Here is a 13,734-nt window from a genome sequence, read left to right as displayed (position 1 = left end):
ACATAACTTTTGCTCGGCTTTCCGAGTTCTCCTAACGTCTGTATCACAGATACAGCAACCTTTTATATGGGGACGTTACGGATTCGACAGGGGTAGTTTGAGCTTAAGTGGCGAGTCGAGGGGATCGGCCTCGTAAAAACGTCAACGCCTATAACTGGCAAAGAAAACAACAACTTCGCTTTCGCAGCTTAATACTGCATAGCGGTTCGCCCCTCCATCGCCCATGTGGTAGGGTAGCGGACTCACTCTAAGTGGGCTACGCCGGATTCCACCGCCTGAGGATGAAGGAAGAGAACAACCAGGCTAGCTGACCGGCCGCCTGTCGGTAGGCAAAAGGATCAGTGAAACGCCAATATGCCGACTACACTCGTAGAAGCTTAAGTGCCAATATCTTTGGACGTGGGTTCGATTCCCACCGTCTCCACCAATACATATGTTGGTGGATTTTTATTTTTATAAAAGATCTAAGAACTGTTATCAACTGATAGCAGTTCTTTTTTGTATGAAAAAAGGGCATCTGAATATAGGTGTCAATATCCATCTGGATACTTTACCTATATTAATAACCCACATTCAAAAAAATCCACTAATGCTTATTCTCTTTCTTCCAGTTTGTCCAGTTCCTTCTTTCAACTTTTGCATAATCTACACTAACTTGCAAAATCAGTCGAAAGGAGAGATTTAAATTGCCAACAGTTATGCATTTAAATTTACGCGTGGACCCTACTCAATATATTCCCCAGATTCGCCAAATCCCCGGATTTGACTATATCCATTTGGTGCGCCAGCCAAAATATATGACTGACCTGTCCCTATTCAATGAAAGGGTTTATTTTTTAAGTGAGATTTTCTCACCAAAAGACTTTCTTGCTAAGCATAATGTTTCCTTGCTGCATGCCCATCATGGGCAGCTGGGAATGTTATTGCTTCCTTTTAAGGAAGAGACAAAGCTGCCTTTAGTAACCAGTATACGCGGAAGGGATGCGACATTAGGAAACCAGCCAGTTGGATATTTGGAAAACATGAAGGTGCTTTTTGAGAAAGGAGATCGTTTTTATCCAGTATGTCAATATTTAGCTGACAGAATGATTTCCTGGGGCTGTCCTCCAGAAAAAGTCCAAGTCCTTTATGGTGGGGTTGATTTAACAAAATACCATTACAGAGCACCAGCATCAGAGGGATCTCAGGCTATTCTTTCTGTGGGGAGATTAGTGGAGAAAAAGGGCCATCATGTTTTAATGAAAGCTTTCCAAAAGATAAAGGATAAATTCCCTCAGGCCACTTTGACAATTATCGGCAAAGGAGAGCTGAAGGAATATCTTGAATCATTGGCGGTGCAACTCAATCTGGGAGATTCATTCCGTCTATTAGATCATCTTCATAAGGATGAAGTCCGGAAGCAAATGAGCGATGCCGACTTGTTTTGTGCGGCAAGCCTTGAAGCATCCAATGGTGATCTGGAAGGCATCCCGAATACTTTGAAAGAAGCAATGGCACTTGGTGTACCTGTAATCTCAACATATCATGCGGGTATTCCTGAATTGATTGCTCATAAACAAGAAGGAATACTGGTTAAAGAAAATAATGTGGATGAACTCGCAGAGGCTCTGGAGTTCATGTTAAGCCATAGAGAATTGTGGGAGGATTATACAATCGCGGCAAGGCAAAAAGTTGAGCAGATTTTTGATGAGAAAAAACAGCTGCAATTGCAAGCGTACTATTATCATGAGCTGTTAGGAGGGAGAGCATGAGAGACTTTAAATCAATTAAGATAACCAAACGTGAAGAAGGACTAGAGATTCACAATCCTGTTAACTTTCCTCTCGTTGGAATGGACTCCTCAAGTGCTGTTTTTAAATTACCCAATGAGCAATGTGTAAAAATCTACACAGACCCAGAACAGTTAAAAAACGAAGCTGATGCACTTAAAGCGGGACAACATTTATCTTTTATTCCAGAGATATATGAAATGGGTCCGAACTTTATTGTTACAGAGTATGTAAATGGGCCACCTTTAAAAGAATACGTGCGAAACTGTACCTATTTGCCGGAATCCTTAGCTAATAAACTTCTTGCGGTCATAAAGGGTATGGCTAGTGCCAACTTAGCGATTGGCAATGCGCCACTTGAACATATATTTGTCCTGGATCATGAAGAACTTAAATGTATCAATCCAGTTATCTCTGCTCATAAAACACCACCAGTTCCTATTCCATTATTAAGAGATTTAAAAGGTATTTTACTACAGGATTCGTTTTTAACACATGTGAAAAATTCAGAACCAAAAATTTATAAAAAATGGATGAAATTTTTCCGTAAAAATCGTTTTGATTATAAGAAAATAACTGTCGTTTCTGGCGGATCTGGCCATGGAGTTAAGACGGAAGATCCCCGAAACCTAATAGGTAAAGGACATCAGGGAGCAGTCTATCGGGTAGATGATGAAAAATGTGTAAAAATCTATGCAAAACTTAGTCAGTTCACCAAAGAACGAGAGGTTTTACTTGCTTCCCAAAACCTCAGCTTTATTCCTAAAGTGTTTGAAACGGGTCCGAATTTCATCCTCATGGAATATCTGCAGGGACCAGATTTAAATACATTCTTAAAGACTCAATCGAAGCTTCCGGAAGAGGTAACAACTCGCTTACTAAAAATCCTGAAGACAATGAGGAAATCAGGCTTTAAGAAAATCGATGCACCATTAAGGCATATTATTGTGACCAACCAAGGCTTTAAATTAGTTGACCACGTTTATTCCTTCTCCAAAAGACAAGACAGGCCGCTTGAATTATTCAGAAACCTTCATGAAAGAAATTTCCTGGACACTTTCCTCGACCAGGTTAAGGCATTAGACCCCAAAATATACGTAGAATGGACAAGTAGGCCAATCCCCCTTACAAGAGAAGAAGCAGTTGCAGAGGTTGATATTAAAAGTACTAAAAAGAAAAGAAAAAAAGAAAAGGATAAGGATAAGCGAAAATGAGGATTTTAGTCACAGGTGCTGCAGGGTTTATTGGCTTTCATGTTTGTAATCGTTTATTGATCGAGGGCTACGAGGTGATAGGTGCAGATAATATCAATGAATATTATGATGTTAAACTAAAGCTAGAGCGGTTGAGAATTTTAGAGGAGCAACGTAACTTCCGCTTTTATAAATTTGATTTGGAGGCTGCCATGCCCCTATATGCCATTTTTGAAAATCATGGTGTAGATATTGTCATCAATTTAGCTGCACAAGCAGGGGTCCGCTATAGTATTTTGAATCCACATGCATATGTCCAGTCCAACATCACCGGATTTTTAAATATTTTGGAGGCGTGCCGGGACTTTGGTGTTAAACACTTAATATACGCATCTTCAAGTTCTGTGTACGGCGCAAACGGCAAGATTCCTTTTTCAGCATCCGATCCCATCGATCATCCGATAAGTATGTATGCTGCCTCAAAAAAGGCGAATGAATTGATGGCTCATACGTATAGTCACTTGTTCAATATTCCAACTACAGGACTTCGTTTTTTCACAGTTTATGGTCCCTGGGGGCGGCCGGATATGGCTTATTACTCATTTACAAGAGACATTCTTAAAGGAAATAAAATCAAGGTGTTTAATCATGGTGATATGAGAAGAGACTTTACTTACATTGACGATGTAGTAGAAGGCATTATCAGGCTGATTGATAGAGCACCATCACCTAGCACGGACTGGGATCCAGAAAAGCCCGAACCAAACTCCAGTTATGCTCCCTACAGAATCTATAATATCGGTAACAATCAACCAGTCCAGTTAACCCACTTCATTGAAATATTGGAAAGGCTGATTGGCCAAAAAGCGAATATAGAATTCCTGCCCATGCAGCCAGGGGATGTGAAGGAGACTTATGCAGATATTTCCGATTTACAGCAGGCTGTTGGCTTTTCACCGGAGACACCATTGGAGACAGGGCTAGGCCATTTTGTTGAATGGTACAAAAAATATCATGCGAATGATAATTCTTGATTTTTTGGTTACCTATTATCATCGGTAGTCATAAAATCTTTGAAGGAGCAGGCAAGTCTGATTGTATTTAAGGTGAATCATGGAAAATAGTTGGGATGTAATATATCTATCTTTCTAAAAGGCATAAGTTTTCCATCGGAAGACTTATGCTTTTTTAGTGTATGTGGGTGAATATACGTCTAAACCCTCTTTTTTATGCGATGCTCCCTTACAGAAGATAAGCACCCAATGGCCGGCTTTTCTATATACATTAGTAATAACATTTTGAAGAGAGGTAAATTCAGTGGCGATAAGGAGAGCGAACAAGTCTGAGACCAATTATATCCTTTATGTCTTAGGCCGGGTGTTGAAGGAAAGCACAATGGGATACGCGGAGAATAATGTCCAGCATGCTTACAATCTGTTTTACCCAATGATCCAAAAGGGAGCCTATTTTTTGATTGACGAAGAAAATCGAAAGCTGAAGGGCTGGATTTTGCTTGGAGTGGAATGGAATAGCATAACCAACGAGTTAATGGGGTGCCTGATCAGTGTATACGTTTATCCAGAATACAGAAAGACGGGTTTAGGAGAAAAGCTGACTGTAGCGGCAATTAATGAACTAAGGGGAATGGGAATCAGGACCGTCCAGGTGAATGTCTTTAATGGGAACCCTTCAAGAATTTTGTGTGAAAAATTAGGGTTTAAACCAGTCTCGGCTGTAATGGAATTAAAAATGTAAAAATAAAATAGAATGCAGTACTGCATGAATAAAGGCTGTAAAAAGGAAAGCCGGGATTCTGTGAGCAGCTTAGCCCAGACTAAAACAAGGGAACATGCATATGAAATAGTGAAGACACAAACAGGAAGAGGAGGTTCCTCTAGATGTATAGATATCGAAACGATTACGCATATGGCCAGAGGTTTGGATTTGGTTTTGGCTTACCTTTTCTGGGGGCATTTGCAGGTGGATTATTGGGCGGCGCATTAGCTTCACCGCGGCCTTTACCCCCTCCGCCATTCTACGGGTATCCTCCAGGAGGCTTTTATCCAGGATTCGGTTCCCCAGGTTTAGGTGGATACCCTGGAGTTGGGTATCCTGGTACAGGAGGATATCCTGGAGCCGGAAACCTGGGTGCCGGTATATCGCCCTATCCAGGTGCAGGATATCCTGATGCCGGTCCAGGTGGATACTCTGATTTCGGGACTTCAGCCCCCGGTATAACAGGCTATCCGGGAGCATATGGACCTGGGATGGTAAATCCTAAATATAGGTAGAATACATGGCCTCGTTTGAGGTCATTTTATGCGACGGGAGCCGTTCGAAAAGCATGAATAGCACTTCACCATCTCCACCAATACATATGTTGGTGGATTTTTATTTTATTCAGCATTCTAAGAACTGCTATCAACCGACACAGTTCTTTTTTGCCGAATAAACACCTCCATCTAGAACAACCTAATAAGTAATACGACAAGGAGTTCGGTGCGATGGATAAGAGCAAAATACGTTTGACGAGTGCGGAGATTGCTGCTTTATGGTCGACCTACATACAGAATACGGCTACTCAGTGCTTTTATAGGCATTTTCTTTCATATCTTGAGGATGAGGAGATCAAGCCGATCATGCAGGAGGCTTTGTCCCTATCCGAGGAATTCTTAGCGAAGGTTAAGGCGATTTTTGAAGCTGAGAACTTCCCGATTCCAAAGGGTTTTTCGGATTCGGATATGAATCCCTCTGCCCCGGCTCTGTTTACAGATCTATTCGGGCTGAGCTTCGTTTATAGAGGGGGCCAAATGATTGTTGTCTATTATGCTGACGCCCTTTCCAAAGTAGGTAGGCAGGATGTGCTTGACTTTTACCAAGATTGTTTGTCGAAAACAGCGATTCTCTATAAAAAGTCACTGAAGCTGATGCTGGATAAAGGGATCTATGATCGTCCTCCGAAATTGGAGTATCCTGAAAAAGTTGAATTCATCAGAAAGGAGCTTTCGTTGGCTGGGAATTGGTTTCGTTCTGGCAGGCCGCTGAATGCCATTGAATTATCGGAGCTCTTCTTTGCAATCGAGAGGAATGGAATCGGCCTTGTCTTGTTGATGGGCCTCCTTCAGGCATCCAACGATATGGAAGTTAAGGCTTATTTGAAAAAGGGAATTAAACTGACTCAAAAACAAATTGAAGAATTCAATAAATTCCTGAAGAAAAATGACGGTTTCGAAATCCATCCTGTTACGCTTGAAGTTACGAACTCAACTGAATCTCCTTTCTCTGAAAAATTGATTCTTTTCTTTGTGACCATTACCAACCAGGTGGGGATTCAGTCGATGGCCACCGCATTATCTGTGTCCATGAGAGTCGACCTTGGTGTTCAATATGCTAAATTCATCGCAGAAATAATGGCCTTTGCTGATGAGGGGCGTGACCTCCTTATAAAACGAGGCTGGTTGGAGCAGCCTCCAATGTCCACAGATCGTGAAAAGCTTTTTGAATAGAACCAAAAACAAAAAGGCATTCCTTCTATTTCGAAGGCAATGCCTTTCTTTCTTTTAACCAAAACGGCACATATAAAATGGCGAAAGTTACGAGCGCAATGGCTTCGAGGGAAAGAATATACCACGGCCAGGGACCGAGATAATCGATGAGCGATGGATTGACCGGCTTCTCGGAGATGTACATATAGTTTCCTTCAATCAGGAAATTAACGATGAACACCACCACTGTATATGCATTCAGCCATAAAAATGCCCTCCAGATCGATTTCCGCGTCGGCCTGTAGCCTTCGACAAACACCATGAACAAATTTGCCACAACCGTTCCGCCATGGGAAACAAAAAAATGGACATAGCGATAGTGCGGAAAGGTATACAGGCTGATATCCGGTGTGATCATCGCCTGTAGCGCGCTGCCGACACCCACGAAATAGGTGAATTCAAATAAACGGTACTGTTTTGTTAACAGTAGAACGGCGGATAGGATCAGAGAGATGCTGCTGAGATGAAGGGGCAGTGAATATTGATAGGTCCAATAGCCGCTCCACCACAGCCAGACTTGCAGACTTACTTCCGAAAGAACTAAGACCAGGAAAAGGCTGATTCTAGCAGCTTGGTTTATCCCGGGCTCTCTCAACCGCTTGCGAAAAAAGAACAATAAGAATATAAATAGCAGAAAAACAAGTAGAGTTACAATATGAGCAGGTGAAAAAAGCTGAAAGACATTTTCCTTGCCTGGTTCAAAAAATCGGCTCATACTCCGTTCCCCATTCTTTAGTAAGATTACTTTTACCAATCACTTCCTCTTACTTTAACATATTCTTGAAAAACGTATGCATACCAAAGCAAAAACAGCATCGGTGCTCGATGCTGCCTTCAGAGAACTATATTTTTAACCTTCTCTCGATTGTGCCCAAACTCAAATCAGCGATGATCGCCAAAATGGAGGCTGGGATGGCTCCGACATAAATGCGGATGTCGTTCCTGGAGTTAATGCCAGAGAATATTTCGCGTCCCAGCCCATCTCCGCCTACGAACGGCGCAAGTGTGGCTACACCGACTGCTATGACTGCGGCGATACGAAGCCCAGCCATAATGAAAGGCATCGCCAGAGGTAGCTGAACTTTAGTCAGTAATTGAAAGTAAGTCATTCCTATTCCATGCCCGGCTTCAGTGATGGACCTGTCAACTTGCTGCAATCCTACATAGGTATTTCTGATAATGGGCAACAGCGAGTAGAGGAAAAGAGCGACAACTACAGTATAAAAACCGAGCCCGAAATAAAGCATCAGCAATGCCAGTAGAGCTAGACTAGGGATGATTTGAATGATATTTGCCACTGACAGAATAATGGGTGCGACTTTTGGATAGCGATTGCACAGGATTCCAAGCAAGGTTCCAACAATAAGTGCAGCTGCTACCCCGAAAAGCACCATCAGCAAATGCTGTCCAGTATAAATTAAGATCATATCAAGGTTATCCTTGATATAAGTCCATACTTCCTTTAAAAATGTCATATTTTTCACTCCATTTATTTTTTAAGGAGGCCCTTTTGCTGTAAAAATTCTCTTGCAACATCTCGTTCACTTCGATTATTGATATCTACTTCATAATTAAGCCTGGTGATGGTCTCTTCATCAATCTTGCCTGTAAGTTCATCTATAATTTCGTTCAGTTCCGGATGAGCTTCTAATATTTCATTCCTTGCTACCATTGAAGCATCATATGGCGGGAAGAAACGCTTGTCGTCCTTTAAGGTCTTTAATTTGTACTCAATTAACCGCGGATCGGTAGAGTAGGCAAGGACTACATCCACATTTTTGCTGGCTGCTGCTTCATAGACAAGGTTGACGTCCATTGAATAGGCCTTTTGAAAATTAAAATCATAATGCTTAATAAATGCCGGATAGCCGTCCTGCTTCCTCTCCATCCATGATGAATCCACTCCAAACTCCATTTCAGATTGATAGTTTTGTAAATCTGAAACATTGTTAAACCCCTTCTCCTTTGCTACATCTTCCCTGACTGTAAGAGCATACGTATTTTCCCAGCCAAGCGGATCAAACCATTTAAGATTATAGTGTCGGTCGAAACCTTCCTGAGCCTGCTGTAAAACGGATTCCCGGTCAGTGGTTTGTTTTACTGGGAAAAAATTATTAAAGATAACTCCGGAATACATGAGAGCGATATCAATGTCATCCCGTCCCATCGATTTTAAGATCATCGAATTCGATAGCAAGTCTGGTATGACATCTACCTTTAAATCTGTACGGTTTTCAATAAGTTCTTTATAGATGGCAGCCATAATTTTGGTCTCTGTATAGGTCGCGGCGCCAATTTTGATTGTATCCTTTGAACTGCAGCCTGATAGCGCTAAAAGCAAAGCCAAGAGGGCAGCAGATAAAATATTAATAGCTTTCGGCATATTCTTCTCCCCATTTTTATATGTTTTAGTTTGCCTGCTGGCTTTGTTCGCTATTTTTTCGCGTAATAAACCCCAGAATGAAATCTACAACAAGTGCGAGGATAATGGCGCTGATCGTACCTGTGAAAATAAGAAAGTTATCATTATTCGCCATTCCTGCAATAATTAAATCTCCCAGTCCCCCCGCACCGATCAAAGCGGCAAGGGTTGTCCAGCTTATAATATAAACGGTTGTAAGACGGATACCAGACAGGATGAACGGAAGTGCAAGAGGCATTTCGATTTTCCAAAGTCGCTGCATGGAACTGTACCCAATTCCTCTTGCTGATTCAATGACCCCTTGGTCCACTTCTTTAATCCCCGAATAAGTATTCCGCAATAAAGGGAGGAGAGAGTACAGGAATAGAGCAAACACAGCAGGTTTTAAACCAATTCCCAACAGCGGAAGCAGCATAGCCAGAAGGGCAATGGTTGGTATTGTTTGAAAAATATTGACGATGCCAAATACAAGGCCTGAAATTGGTCCTTCTTTCATGCGGGTAAGGATAATGCCTGTTGTGATGGCAACAAGGCATCCTAAAAAGACGGCAAGGCCGACAATCATTAAATGCTCCCCTGACCGGGCAGCAATATCGGGTAAACGAAGCTGTAAAAATTCAAAATAATCCTGGAGAATCTTCACTTAAACCACCTCACCATTAGGGAAGATTTCTTCAATTGGGAAAACCTCCGCCATCAGCCGCACCATGCTGCCGCGGGTGATGATTCCGACAAACCTTTGTTCACCAGTGACGACTGGAACGTAGGGAAGATTATGCTGACTCATGTATTCGAGCGCCACGGTAAAAGGTATATCTGGCTCCACCGTATAGGTGAAAGGGAGCATGACATCTCCTAATGTTTTCGTTTCATCCTGATAATGGCCAAGGACATTAAGGATTGGGGTGTATCCCAGCAGCTTTCTTCTTTGGTCGACAATAATCAGGGAGTCAACTCTTCTTTGCTCCATTAGCTTTAAAGCTGCTGCCAATCCCCGCTCAGGATAAGCAGTTGCCGGATTATCAGTCATTACTTCTTTTACAGTAGGGATTTCCTGCTGTTCCCGCAGTCTGTCTTTTCCGATAAAGTCTTTAACAAAGTCGTTCGCCGGATGTCGTAAAATAAAGTCTGGCGATCCTACCTGAATGACTTCTCCATCCTTCATGAGGACAATATTATCTGCAATCTTGATCGCTTCGTCCATATCATGCGTCACAAAAACAATCGTTTTTTTCAGTTCCTCTTGGACGTTGACTAATTCGTTTTGCAGTTGTTCTCTGCTTATGGGATCAAGCGCACTGAAGGGCTCATCCATCAAGATGATTTCAGGTTCTGCGGCAAGGGCTCGGATAACACCTACACGCTGTTGTTGACCCCCGCTAAGTTCGCGCGGTTTCCTGTCTCGATATATGCTTGGATCGAGATGAACCATGGAAAGCAGTTCATTGACTTTCGTCTGCGTTTTTTGTTCGTCCCATTTTAACAGCCTTGGAACTGCCGCAACATTATCCGCAATGGTCATGTGCGGAAAAAGCCCTATATTCTGAATCACATATCCGATTTTGCGCCGGAGCTGGACGGGATCTATTTTTGAAATGTCATCGTTATTGATAAAGACAGTGCCGCTTGTTGGCTTGATCAAGCGGTTAACCAATTTCATTGTGGTTGATTTACCGCAGCCGCTGGGTCCGATAATGGCATGTATCTTTCCGGATTCCAGTTCCAAATCTATATTTTTCAATGCTTGAAATCCATCATTGTATTTCTTAGATACATTTGCAAAGCGTATCATTTTATTTCCTCCAGTTCGGTCAGATGTGTAAAATTTTTGAAAGAAACTTAGCAAGCTAGTTAGCATTAAATACCCTTTTTTAGGGAGGCGAAACACTTTCATGACTTTTGCCGATAATTCCCTGGAGTGAGGATATATCTGATTTCAGAGAGGAACCGGGAATTGCAGACTGCCATATTGACCAGAAATCTTAAACCGGCCTTCGTATAGAAAAGCAGATATAATACAAAACTCCTAGTTTTAAAATATTCGCTTACAGAAAGAATTCTGCTATGATTATATTGATATAAAATAAGGAGGAATTTTCCTATGTATGATGTAGCCATTATCGGAGCAGGCCCAGCTGGCGGCAGTGCAGCTATTTTCACAGCAAAGGCTGGCAAGAAGACGGTCGTGCTTGACAGCAACAAGAGCGTAACGAAGCGTGCCTGGATGGAGAACCACTACGGAGCTCCTGAAATCGCAGGGCCGGACCTGGTTGAAACAGGAATCAAGCAGGCAAAGAAATTTGGGGCTGAATTCGTTGAAACGACTGTAACTTCCATCAGCAAAACGGAAAATGGACTGAAAGTCGTCACTGAAAATGGGGAATACGAAGCAAAGCATGTCATCGTTGCGTCAGGCATGATGACAGATGTGGCCGAAGCATCTGGCCTGAACACAAAGGACGGCACTGAGCCAAGAATCAAGACCATTTTTGATGTCGATGCGGCTGGAAAAACAAATGTTGAAGGCGTTTGGGCAGCAGGTACTTGCGCAGGGGTAAGCATGCATACCATCATCACAGCGGGAGACGGAGCAAAAGTAGCCATCAATGTCATCAGCGAACTGAATGGCGAGCGGTATGTAGACCATGATGTTTTAAAAGCTTAATAGTAAAAAGCCCTGCGGCCTGCAGGGCTTTTTAATCAGTTGCTATAATTATATTGGTCTTCGATTTTCCCGTCTTCATCATGGATATAAGCCATCGTGCCGGCTTCCTCTGCCAGTCTTTTCGCCTCGTTTACAGCTTCAGATCTTGAGTTGGTTGTGAGTTCAGGGTCATCTTGTCCTTCCTTTTTGACCGCCCAACCCTGTTCATCATGGGGCACAGCGTGGAACCTTGCTTCATCTGTTCCAGCCCGGTCCTTGAAATAATCTTCGCGTTCCATACCATTATCCTTGTTGTTTGCCATGTTCGTACCTCCTCAAATGATACTGGATTACCTTTGTAAGGTATTATGGATATACCCGTAATGTTGTGGCGGAAACAAGTATTTTTCTGCTTTTGAACCAGATTTATCCAAGTAATTTTTGCTATACCCGAGGGCATGGATGAGGGATCCTGCGGCCTGGATCCAGCTTCCCGCCACAATGATCGTTTCTCCATCCCCGCCGCGAAGATCGATAATCCCGCCGATGCCCTGCATCGAATTTCCAACGATTTGCAAAAGGTGGCCATAGAGACTGTAATATCCATCGACTGAGGGTCTTTCTTTTAGAGTATCACTTAAAGCAGTACTGCCTCCAAGCGCTTGTATGAAGTTCCCTTTGATATACAGTTCTTGCTCGGCAATATTGCTCACAGGCAAGAAAAAGCCCGCCACGACAGTGACATTCCCGGACGCCTGTATCTGGTTGCCGATTTTCTCCATGCTGAATCCAGCCTCACTATCCGCCATCAAGGCATTGCCCGTCGCCTGAAGCACATTTCCCCAGAGATTGAAGCTGATCAGCTGGCTTTCGGAAAAATTCCCTAAGGGTGTACTGCCGACCGCTGCAAGAGTTGTTCCCCCTGCCTGAACCCAAGCTCCAAACAGTTCCTTCTCCTGATTTTTCTGGTCCATAAAAATCGCCGCCTTATTCTCCTACCATCTTATACAAAACAGCGAGAAATCGTTATGGAAAATATCCGTATAGCCCGAGCTGTCGAAAAATAAGATGAGTAAAGAGGGATTTTTTTCTGAGTGAAAGTCACTAATATGGTGGAGGTTGGACCATGGCAGTTGTAAAGCATACAGATGCAGATATCGACTTATTGGCGCGCCTGTTAAGAGCAGAAGCAGAGGGGGAAGGTCAGCAGGGAATGCTGATGGTCGGGAATGTGGGGATCAACCGGATCAGGGCGAACTGTTCTGATTTTAAAGGGTTAAGGACCATCCCCCAGATGATTTACCAGGAACATGCTTTTGAAGCAACACAAAAGGGATATTTTTATCAACGAGCAAGAGAGGTGGAGAGGAGGCTGGCAAGGAGGGCGGTGAAGGGGGAAAGGTTATGGCCATCAAAATTTGCCTTATGGTATTTCCGGCCCCCAGGAGATTGTCCGCCAACCTGGTATAACCAGCCGCTCGTTGGCCGGTTCAAGCTCCATTGCTTTTTTGAACCGACTGGGGAAGAGTGTGAGAATATCTATAATACATTTTAAGTTCAAGGACTGCCTGTTAAAGGGCAGTTCTATTTTTTTTATAAATATTGACACAAGAAACAAGAAGGATTAAAGTTAAAAAGGTTAATAGTTAAACAGTTGAATAATTAAATAATAGAATAAATGTTTTGCGGGGTGAATAAGTAATTATGTGTGAAAAATCAATCAAGGATCTGGTTGACCTTTATATCCATGTTTCCTTTTCGGTCAACAAGATTGCCGAGGGTCTTATAAAGGAACAGATTGGCTCCGACCTGACGAATGACCAGCATTATACGCTCAGGTATATCAATAAGGTGGGCACCTGCACCTCAACAGAACTGGCAGAGGTATTCGATGTCAAGAAAAGCGCGATTACTGCCATTATCACCAGGATGTGGGAAAAGGGGCTTATCCAGAGGACGCGTGATGAAAATGACCGTCGTGTTGTGTACCTGAACTTGACTGAAAAGGGAGAAGAGCTGTTCCTGAAGACAGAGGAACGTATTCATGCGCTGGTGGAATCGTTCATTACACAATTCGATCAAACTGAAATCGTCCAGTTCCTGAAGACGTACGAAAAACTGAATGAAATTTTAACTGAAAGAAAGAGCAGGGTGGAATAAC

At 42.7% G+C, this 13,734-nt stretch carries 16 protein-coding genes and 1 other RNA gene; 10 read left to right on the top strand and 7 right to left on the bottom strand.

Going from position 1 to position 13,734, the window contains the following annotated elements; translation table 11 throughout:
• Positions 1–68: 68 nt before the first annotated feature.
• The 7 genes from ssrA (at position 69) to EJA10_RS17645 (ending at position 6,468) form a co-directional block, all read left to right on the top strand.
• Positions 69–427: a transfer-messenger RNA gene (ssrA, locus tag EJA10_RS17675) on the top strand.
• A gap of 259 nt (positions 428–686) precedes the next feature.
• Positions 687–1,751: a glycosyltransferase gene (locus EJA10_RS17670; RefSeq protein ID WP_125481356.1), complete on the top strand. Its 1,065-nt coding sequence runs from the start codon at positions 687–689 to the stop codon at positions 1,749–1,751.
• Positions 1,748–2,983, top strand: a complete 1,236-nt coding sequence (locus EJA10_RS17665; RefSeq protein ID WP_211340598.1) for a hypothetical protein — start codon at positions 1,748–1,750, stop codon at positions 2,981–2,983. Before EJA10_RS17670 ends, EJA10_RS17665 begins: the two co-directional genes overlap by 4 nt.
• Positions 2,980–3,996 carry an NAD-dependent epimerase gene (locus tag EJA10_RS17660; RefSeq protein WP_125481355.1) on the top strand — a complete coding sequence of 339 codons (1,017 nt, stop codon included), beginning with the start codon at positions 2,980–2,982 and terminating at the stop codon, positions 3,994–3,996. Before EJA10_RS17665 ends, EJA10_RS17660 begins: the two co-directional genes overlap by 4 nt.
• 283 nt (positions 3,997–4,279) lie before the next feature.
• A complete protein-coding gene (locus tag EJA10_RS17655; RefSeq protein ID WP_125481354.1) occupies positions 4,280–4,717 on the top strand; it encodes a GNAT family N-acetyltransferase in 438 nt (145 codons plus the stop codon).
• Positions 4,718–4,860: 143 nt separating this feature from the next.
• Positions 4,861–5,253, top strand: a complete 393-nt coding sequence (locus EJA10_RS23675) for a hypothetical protein (protein WP_211340597.1) — start codon at positions 4,861–4,863, stop codon at positions 5,251–5,253.
• Positions 5,254–5,466: 213 nt separating this feature from the next.
• On the top strand, positions 5,467–6,468 hold the full coding sequence (locus EJA10_RS17645) for a DUF3231 family protein (RefSeq protein WP_125481353.1): 1,002 nt from the start codon (positions 5,467–5,469) through the stop codon (positions 6,466–6,468).
• Between the two features lie 25 nt (positions 6,469–6,493).
• Here the strand turns inward: EJA10_RS17645 and EJA10_RS17640 are convergent, their stop codons facing one another.
• The 5 genes from EJA10_RS17640 to EJA10_RS17620 form a co-directional block, all read right to left on the bottom strand.
• Complete coding sequence (locus EJA10_RS17640; RefSeq protein ID WP_125481352.1) at positions 6,494–7,222, bottom strand: YwaF family protein; 729 nt, start codon at positions 7,220–7,222, stop codon at positions 6,494–6,496.
• Between the two features lie 127 nt (positions 7,223–7,349).
• Positions 7,350–7,982 (bottom strand): ABC transporter permease, encoded by a 633-nt coding sequence (locus tag EJA10_RS17635; protein WP_125481351.1) that lies wholly within the window; start codon positions 7,980–7,982, stop codon positions 7,350–7,352.
• Positions 7,983–7,996: 14 nt separating this feature from the next.
• The gene (locus EJA10_RS17630; RefSeq protein ID WP_125481350.1) at positions 7,997–8,890 is read right to left on the bottom strand and encodes a glycine betaine ABC transporter substrate-binding protein; all 894 of its coding nucleotides are present in this window, start codon (positions 8,888–8,890) and stop codon (positions 7,997–7,999) included.
• 25 nt (positions 8,891–8,915) lie between these two features.
• The gene (locus EJA10_RS17625; RefSeq protein ID WP_246017848.1) at positions 8,916–9,572 is read right to left on the bottom strand and encodes an ABC transporter permease; all 657 of its coding nucleotides are present in this window, start codon (positions 9,570–9,572) and stop codon (positions 8,916–8,918) included.
• Positions 9,573–10,721, bottom strand: coding sequence for an ABC transporter ATP-binding protein (locus tag EJA10_RS17620; protein ID WP_125481349.1), 1,149 nt, complete (start codon positions 10,719–10,721; stop codon positions 9,573–9,575).
• A 309-nt stretch (positions 10,722–11,030) separates the two neighbouring features.
• Here EJA10_RS17620 and EJA10_RS17615 point away from each other — a divergent pair, with 309 nt between their 5' ends.
• Positions 11,031–11,594, top strand: coding sequence for an FAD-dependent oxidoreductase (locus EJA10_RS17615; protein WP_125481348.1), 564 nt, complete (start codon positions 11,031–11,033; stop codon positions 11,592–11,594).
• Positions 11,595–11,629: 35 nt separating this feature from the next.
• On the opposite strand, the gene EJA10_RS17610 is transcribed toward EJA10_RS17615, so the two are convergent.
• Together EJA10_RS17610 and EJA10_RS17605 are read right to left on the bottom strand one after the other, a co-directional pair.
• Positions 11,630–11,896 carry a DUF2188 domain-containing protein gene (locus EJA10_RS17610; protein ID WP_125481347.1) on the bottom strand — a complete coding sequence of 89 codons (267 nt, stop codon included), beginning with the start codon at positions 11,894–11,896 and terminating at the stop codon, positions 11,630–11,632.
• Positions 11,897–11,923: 27 nt separating this feature from the next.
• Positions 11,924–12,547 carry a DUF6944 family repetitive protein gene (locus EJA10_RS17605; protein WP_125481346.1) on the bottom strand — a complete coding sequence of 208 codons (624 nt, stop codon included), beginning with the start codon at positions 12,545–12,547 and terminating at the stop codon, positions 11,924–11,926.
• Between the two features lie 152 nt (positions 12,548–12,699).
• On the opposite strand from EJA10_RS17605, the gene EJA10_RS17600 reads away from it, so the two are divergent.
• On the top strand, positions 12,700–13,128 hold the full coding sequence (locus tag EJA10_RS17600; protein ID WP_125481345.1) for a cell wall hydrolase: 429 nt from the start codon (positions 12,700–12,702) through the stop codon (positions 13,126–13,128).
• A 149-nt stretch (positions 13,129–13,277) separates the two neighbouring features.
• Positions 13,278–13,733 (top strand): MarR family winged helix-turn-helix transcriptional regulator, encoded by a 456-nt coding sequence (locus EJA10_RS17595; RefSeq protein ID WP_125481344.1) that lies wholly within the window; start codon positions 13,278–13,280, stop codon positions 13,731–13,733.
• The last annotated feature ends 1 nt before the right edge of the window (position 13,734 follow it).

This window comes from Mesobacillus subterraneus (assembly GCF_003937825.1).
Lineage (GTDB): Bacteria > Bacillota > Bacilli > Bacillales > Cytobacillaceae > Mesobacillus > Mesobacillus subterraneus.
This window is presented reverse-complemented; position numbering and strand designations above follow the sequence as displayed.

Excerpts from the sequence above, each read along its gene's own strand:
- EJA10_RS17665 (WP_211340598.1), top strand. The coding sequence starts at position 1,748 with ATGAGAGACTTTAAATCAATTAAGATAACCAAACGTGAAGAAGGACTA.
- EJA10_RS17660 (WP_125481355.1), top strand. The coding sequence starts at position 2,980 with ATGAGGATTTTAGTCACAGGTGCTGCAGGGTTTATTGGCTTTCATGTT.
- EJA10_RS23675 (WP_211340597.1), top strand. The coding sequence starts at position 4,861 with ATGTATAGATATCGAAACGATTACGCATATGGCCAGAGGTTTGGATTT.
- EJA10_RS17645 (WP_125481353.1), top strand. The coding sequence starts at position 5,467 with ATGGATAAGAGCAAAATACGTTTGACGAGTGCGGAGATTGCTGCTTTA.
- EJA10_RS17640 (WP_125481352.1), bottom strand. The coding sequence starts at position 7,222 with ATGAGCCGATTTTTTGAACCAGGCAAGGAAAATGTCTTTCAGCTTTTT.
- EJA10_RS17635 (WP_125481351.1), bottom strand. The coding sequence starts at position 7,982 with ATGACATTTTTAAAGGAAGTATGGACTTATATCAAGGATAACCTTGAT.
- EJA10_RS17630 (WP_125481350.1), bottom strand. The coding sequence starts at position 8,890 with ATGCCGAAAGCTATTAATATTTTATCTGCTGCCCTCTTGGCTTTGCTT.
- EJA10_RS17620 (WP_125481349.1), bottom strand. The coding sequence starts at position 10,721 with ATGATACGCTTTGCAAATGTATCTAAGAAATACAATGATGGATTTCAA.
- EJA10_RS17615 (WP_125481348.1), top strand. The coding sequence starts at position 11,031 with ATGTATGATGTAGCCATTATCGGAGCAGGCCCAGCTGGCGGCAGTGCA.
- EJA10_RS17610 (WP_125481347.1), bottom strand. The coding sequence starts at position 11,896 with ATGGCAAACAACAAGGATAATGGTATGGAACGCGAAGATTATTTCAAG.
- EJA10_RS17605 (WP_125481346.1), bottom strand. The coding sequence starts at position 12,547 with ATGGACCAGAAAAATCAGGAGAAGGAACTGTTTGGAGCTTGGGTTCAG.
- EJA10_RS17600 (WP_125481345.1), top strand. The coding sequence starts at position 12,700 with ATGGCAGTTGTAAAGCATACAGATGCAGATATCGACTTATTGGCGCGC.
- EJA10_RS17595 (WP_125481344.1), top strand. The coding sequence starts at position 13,278 with ATGTGTGAAAAATCAATCAAGGATCTGGTTGACCTTTATATCCATGTT.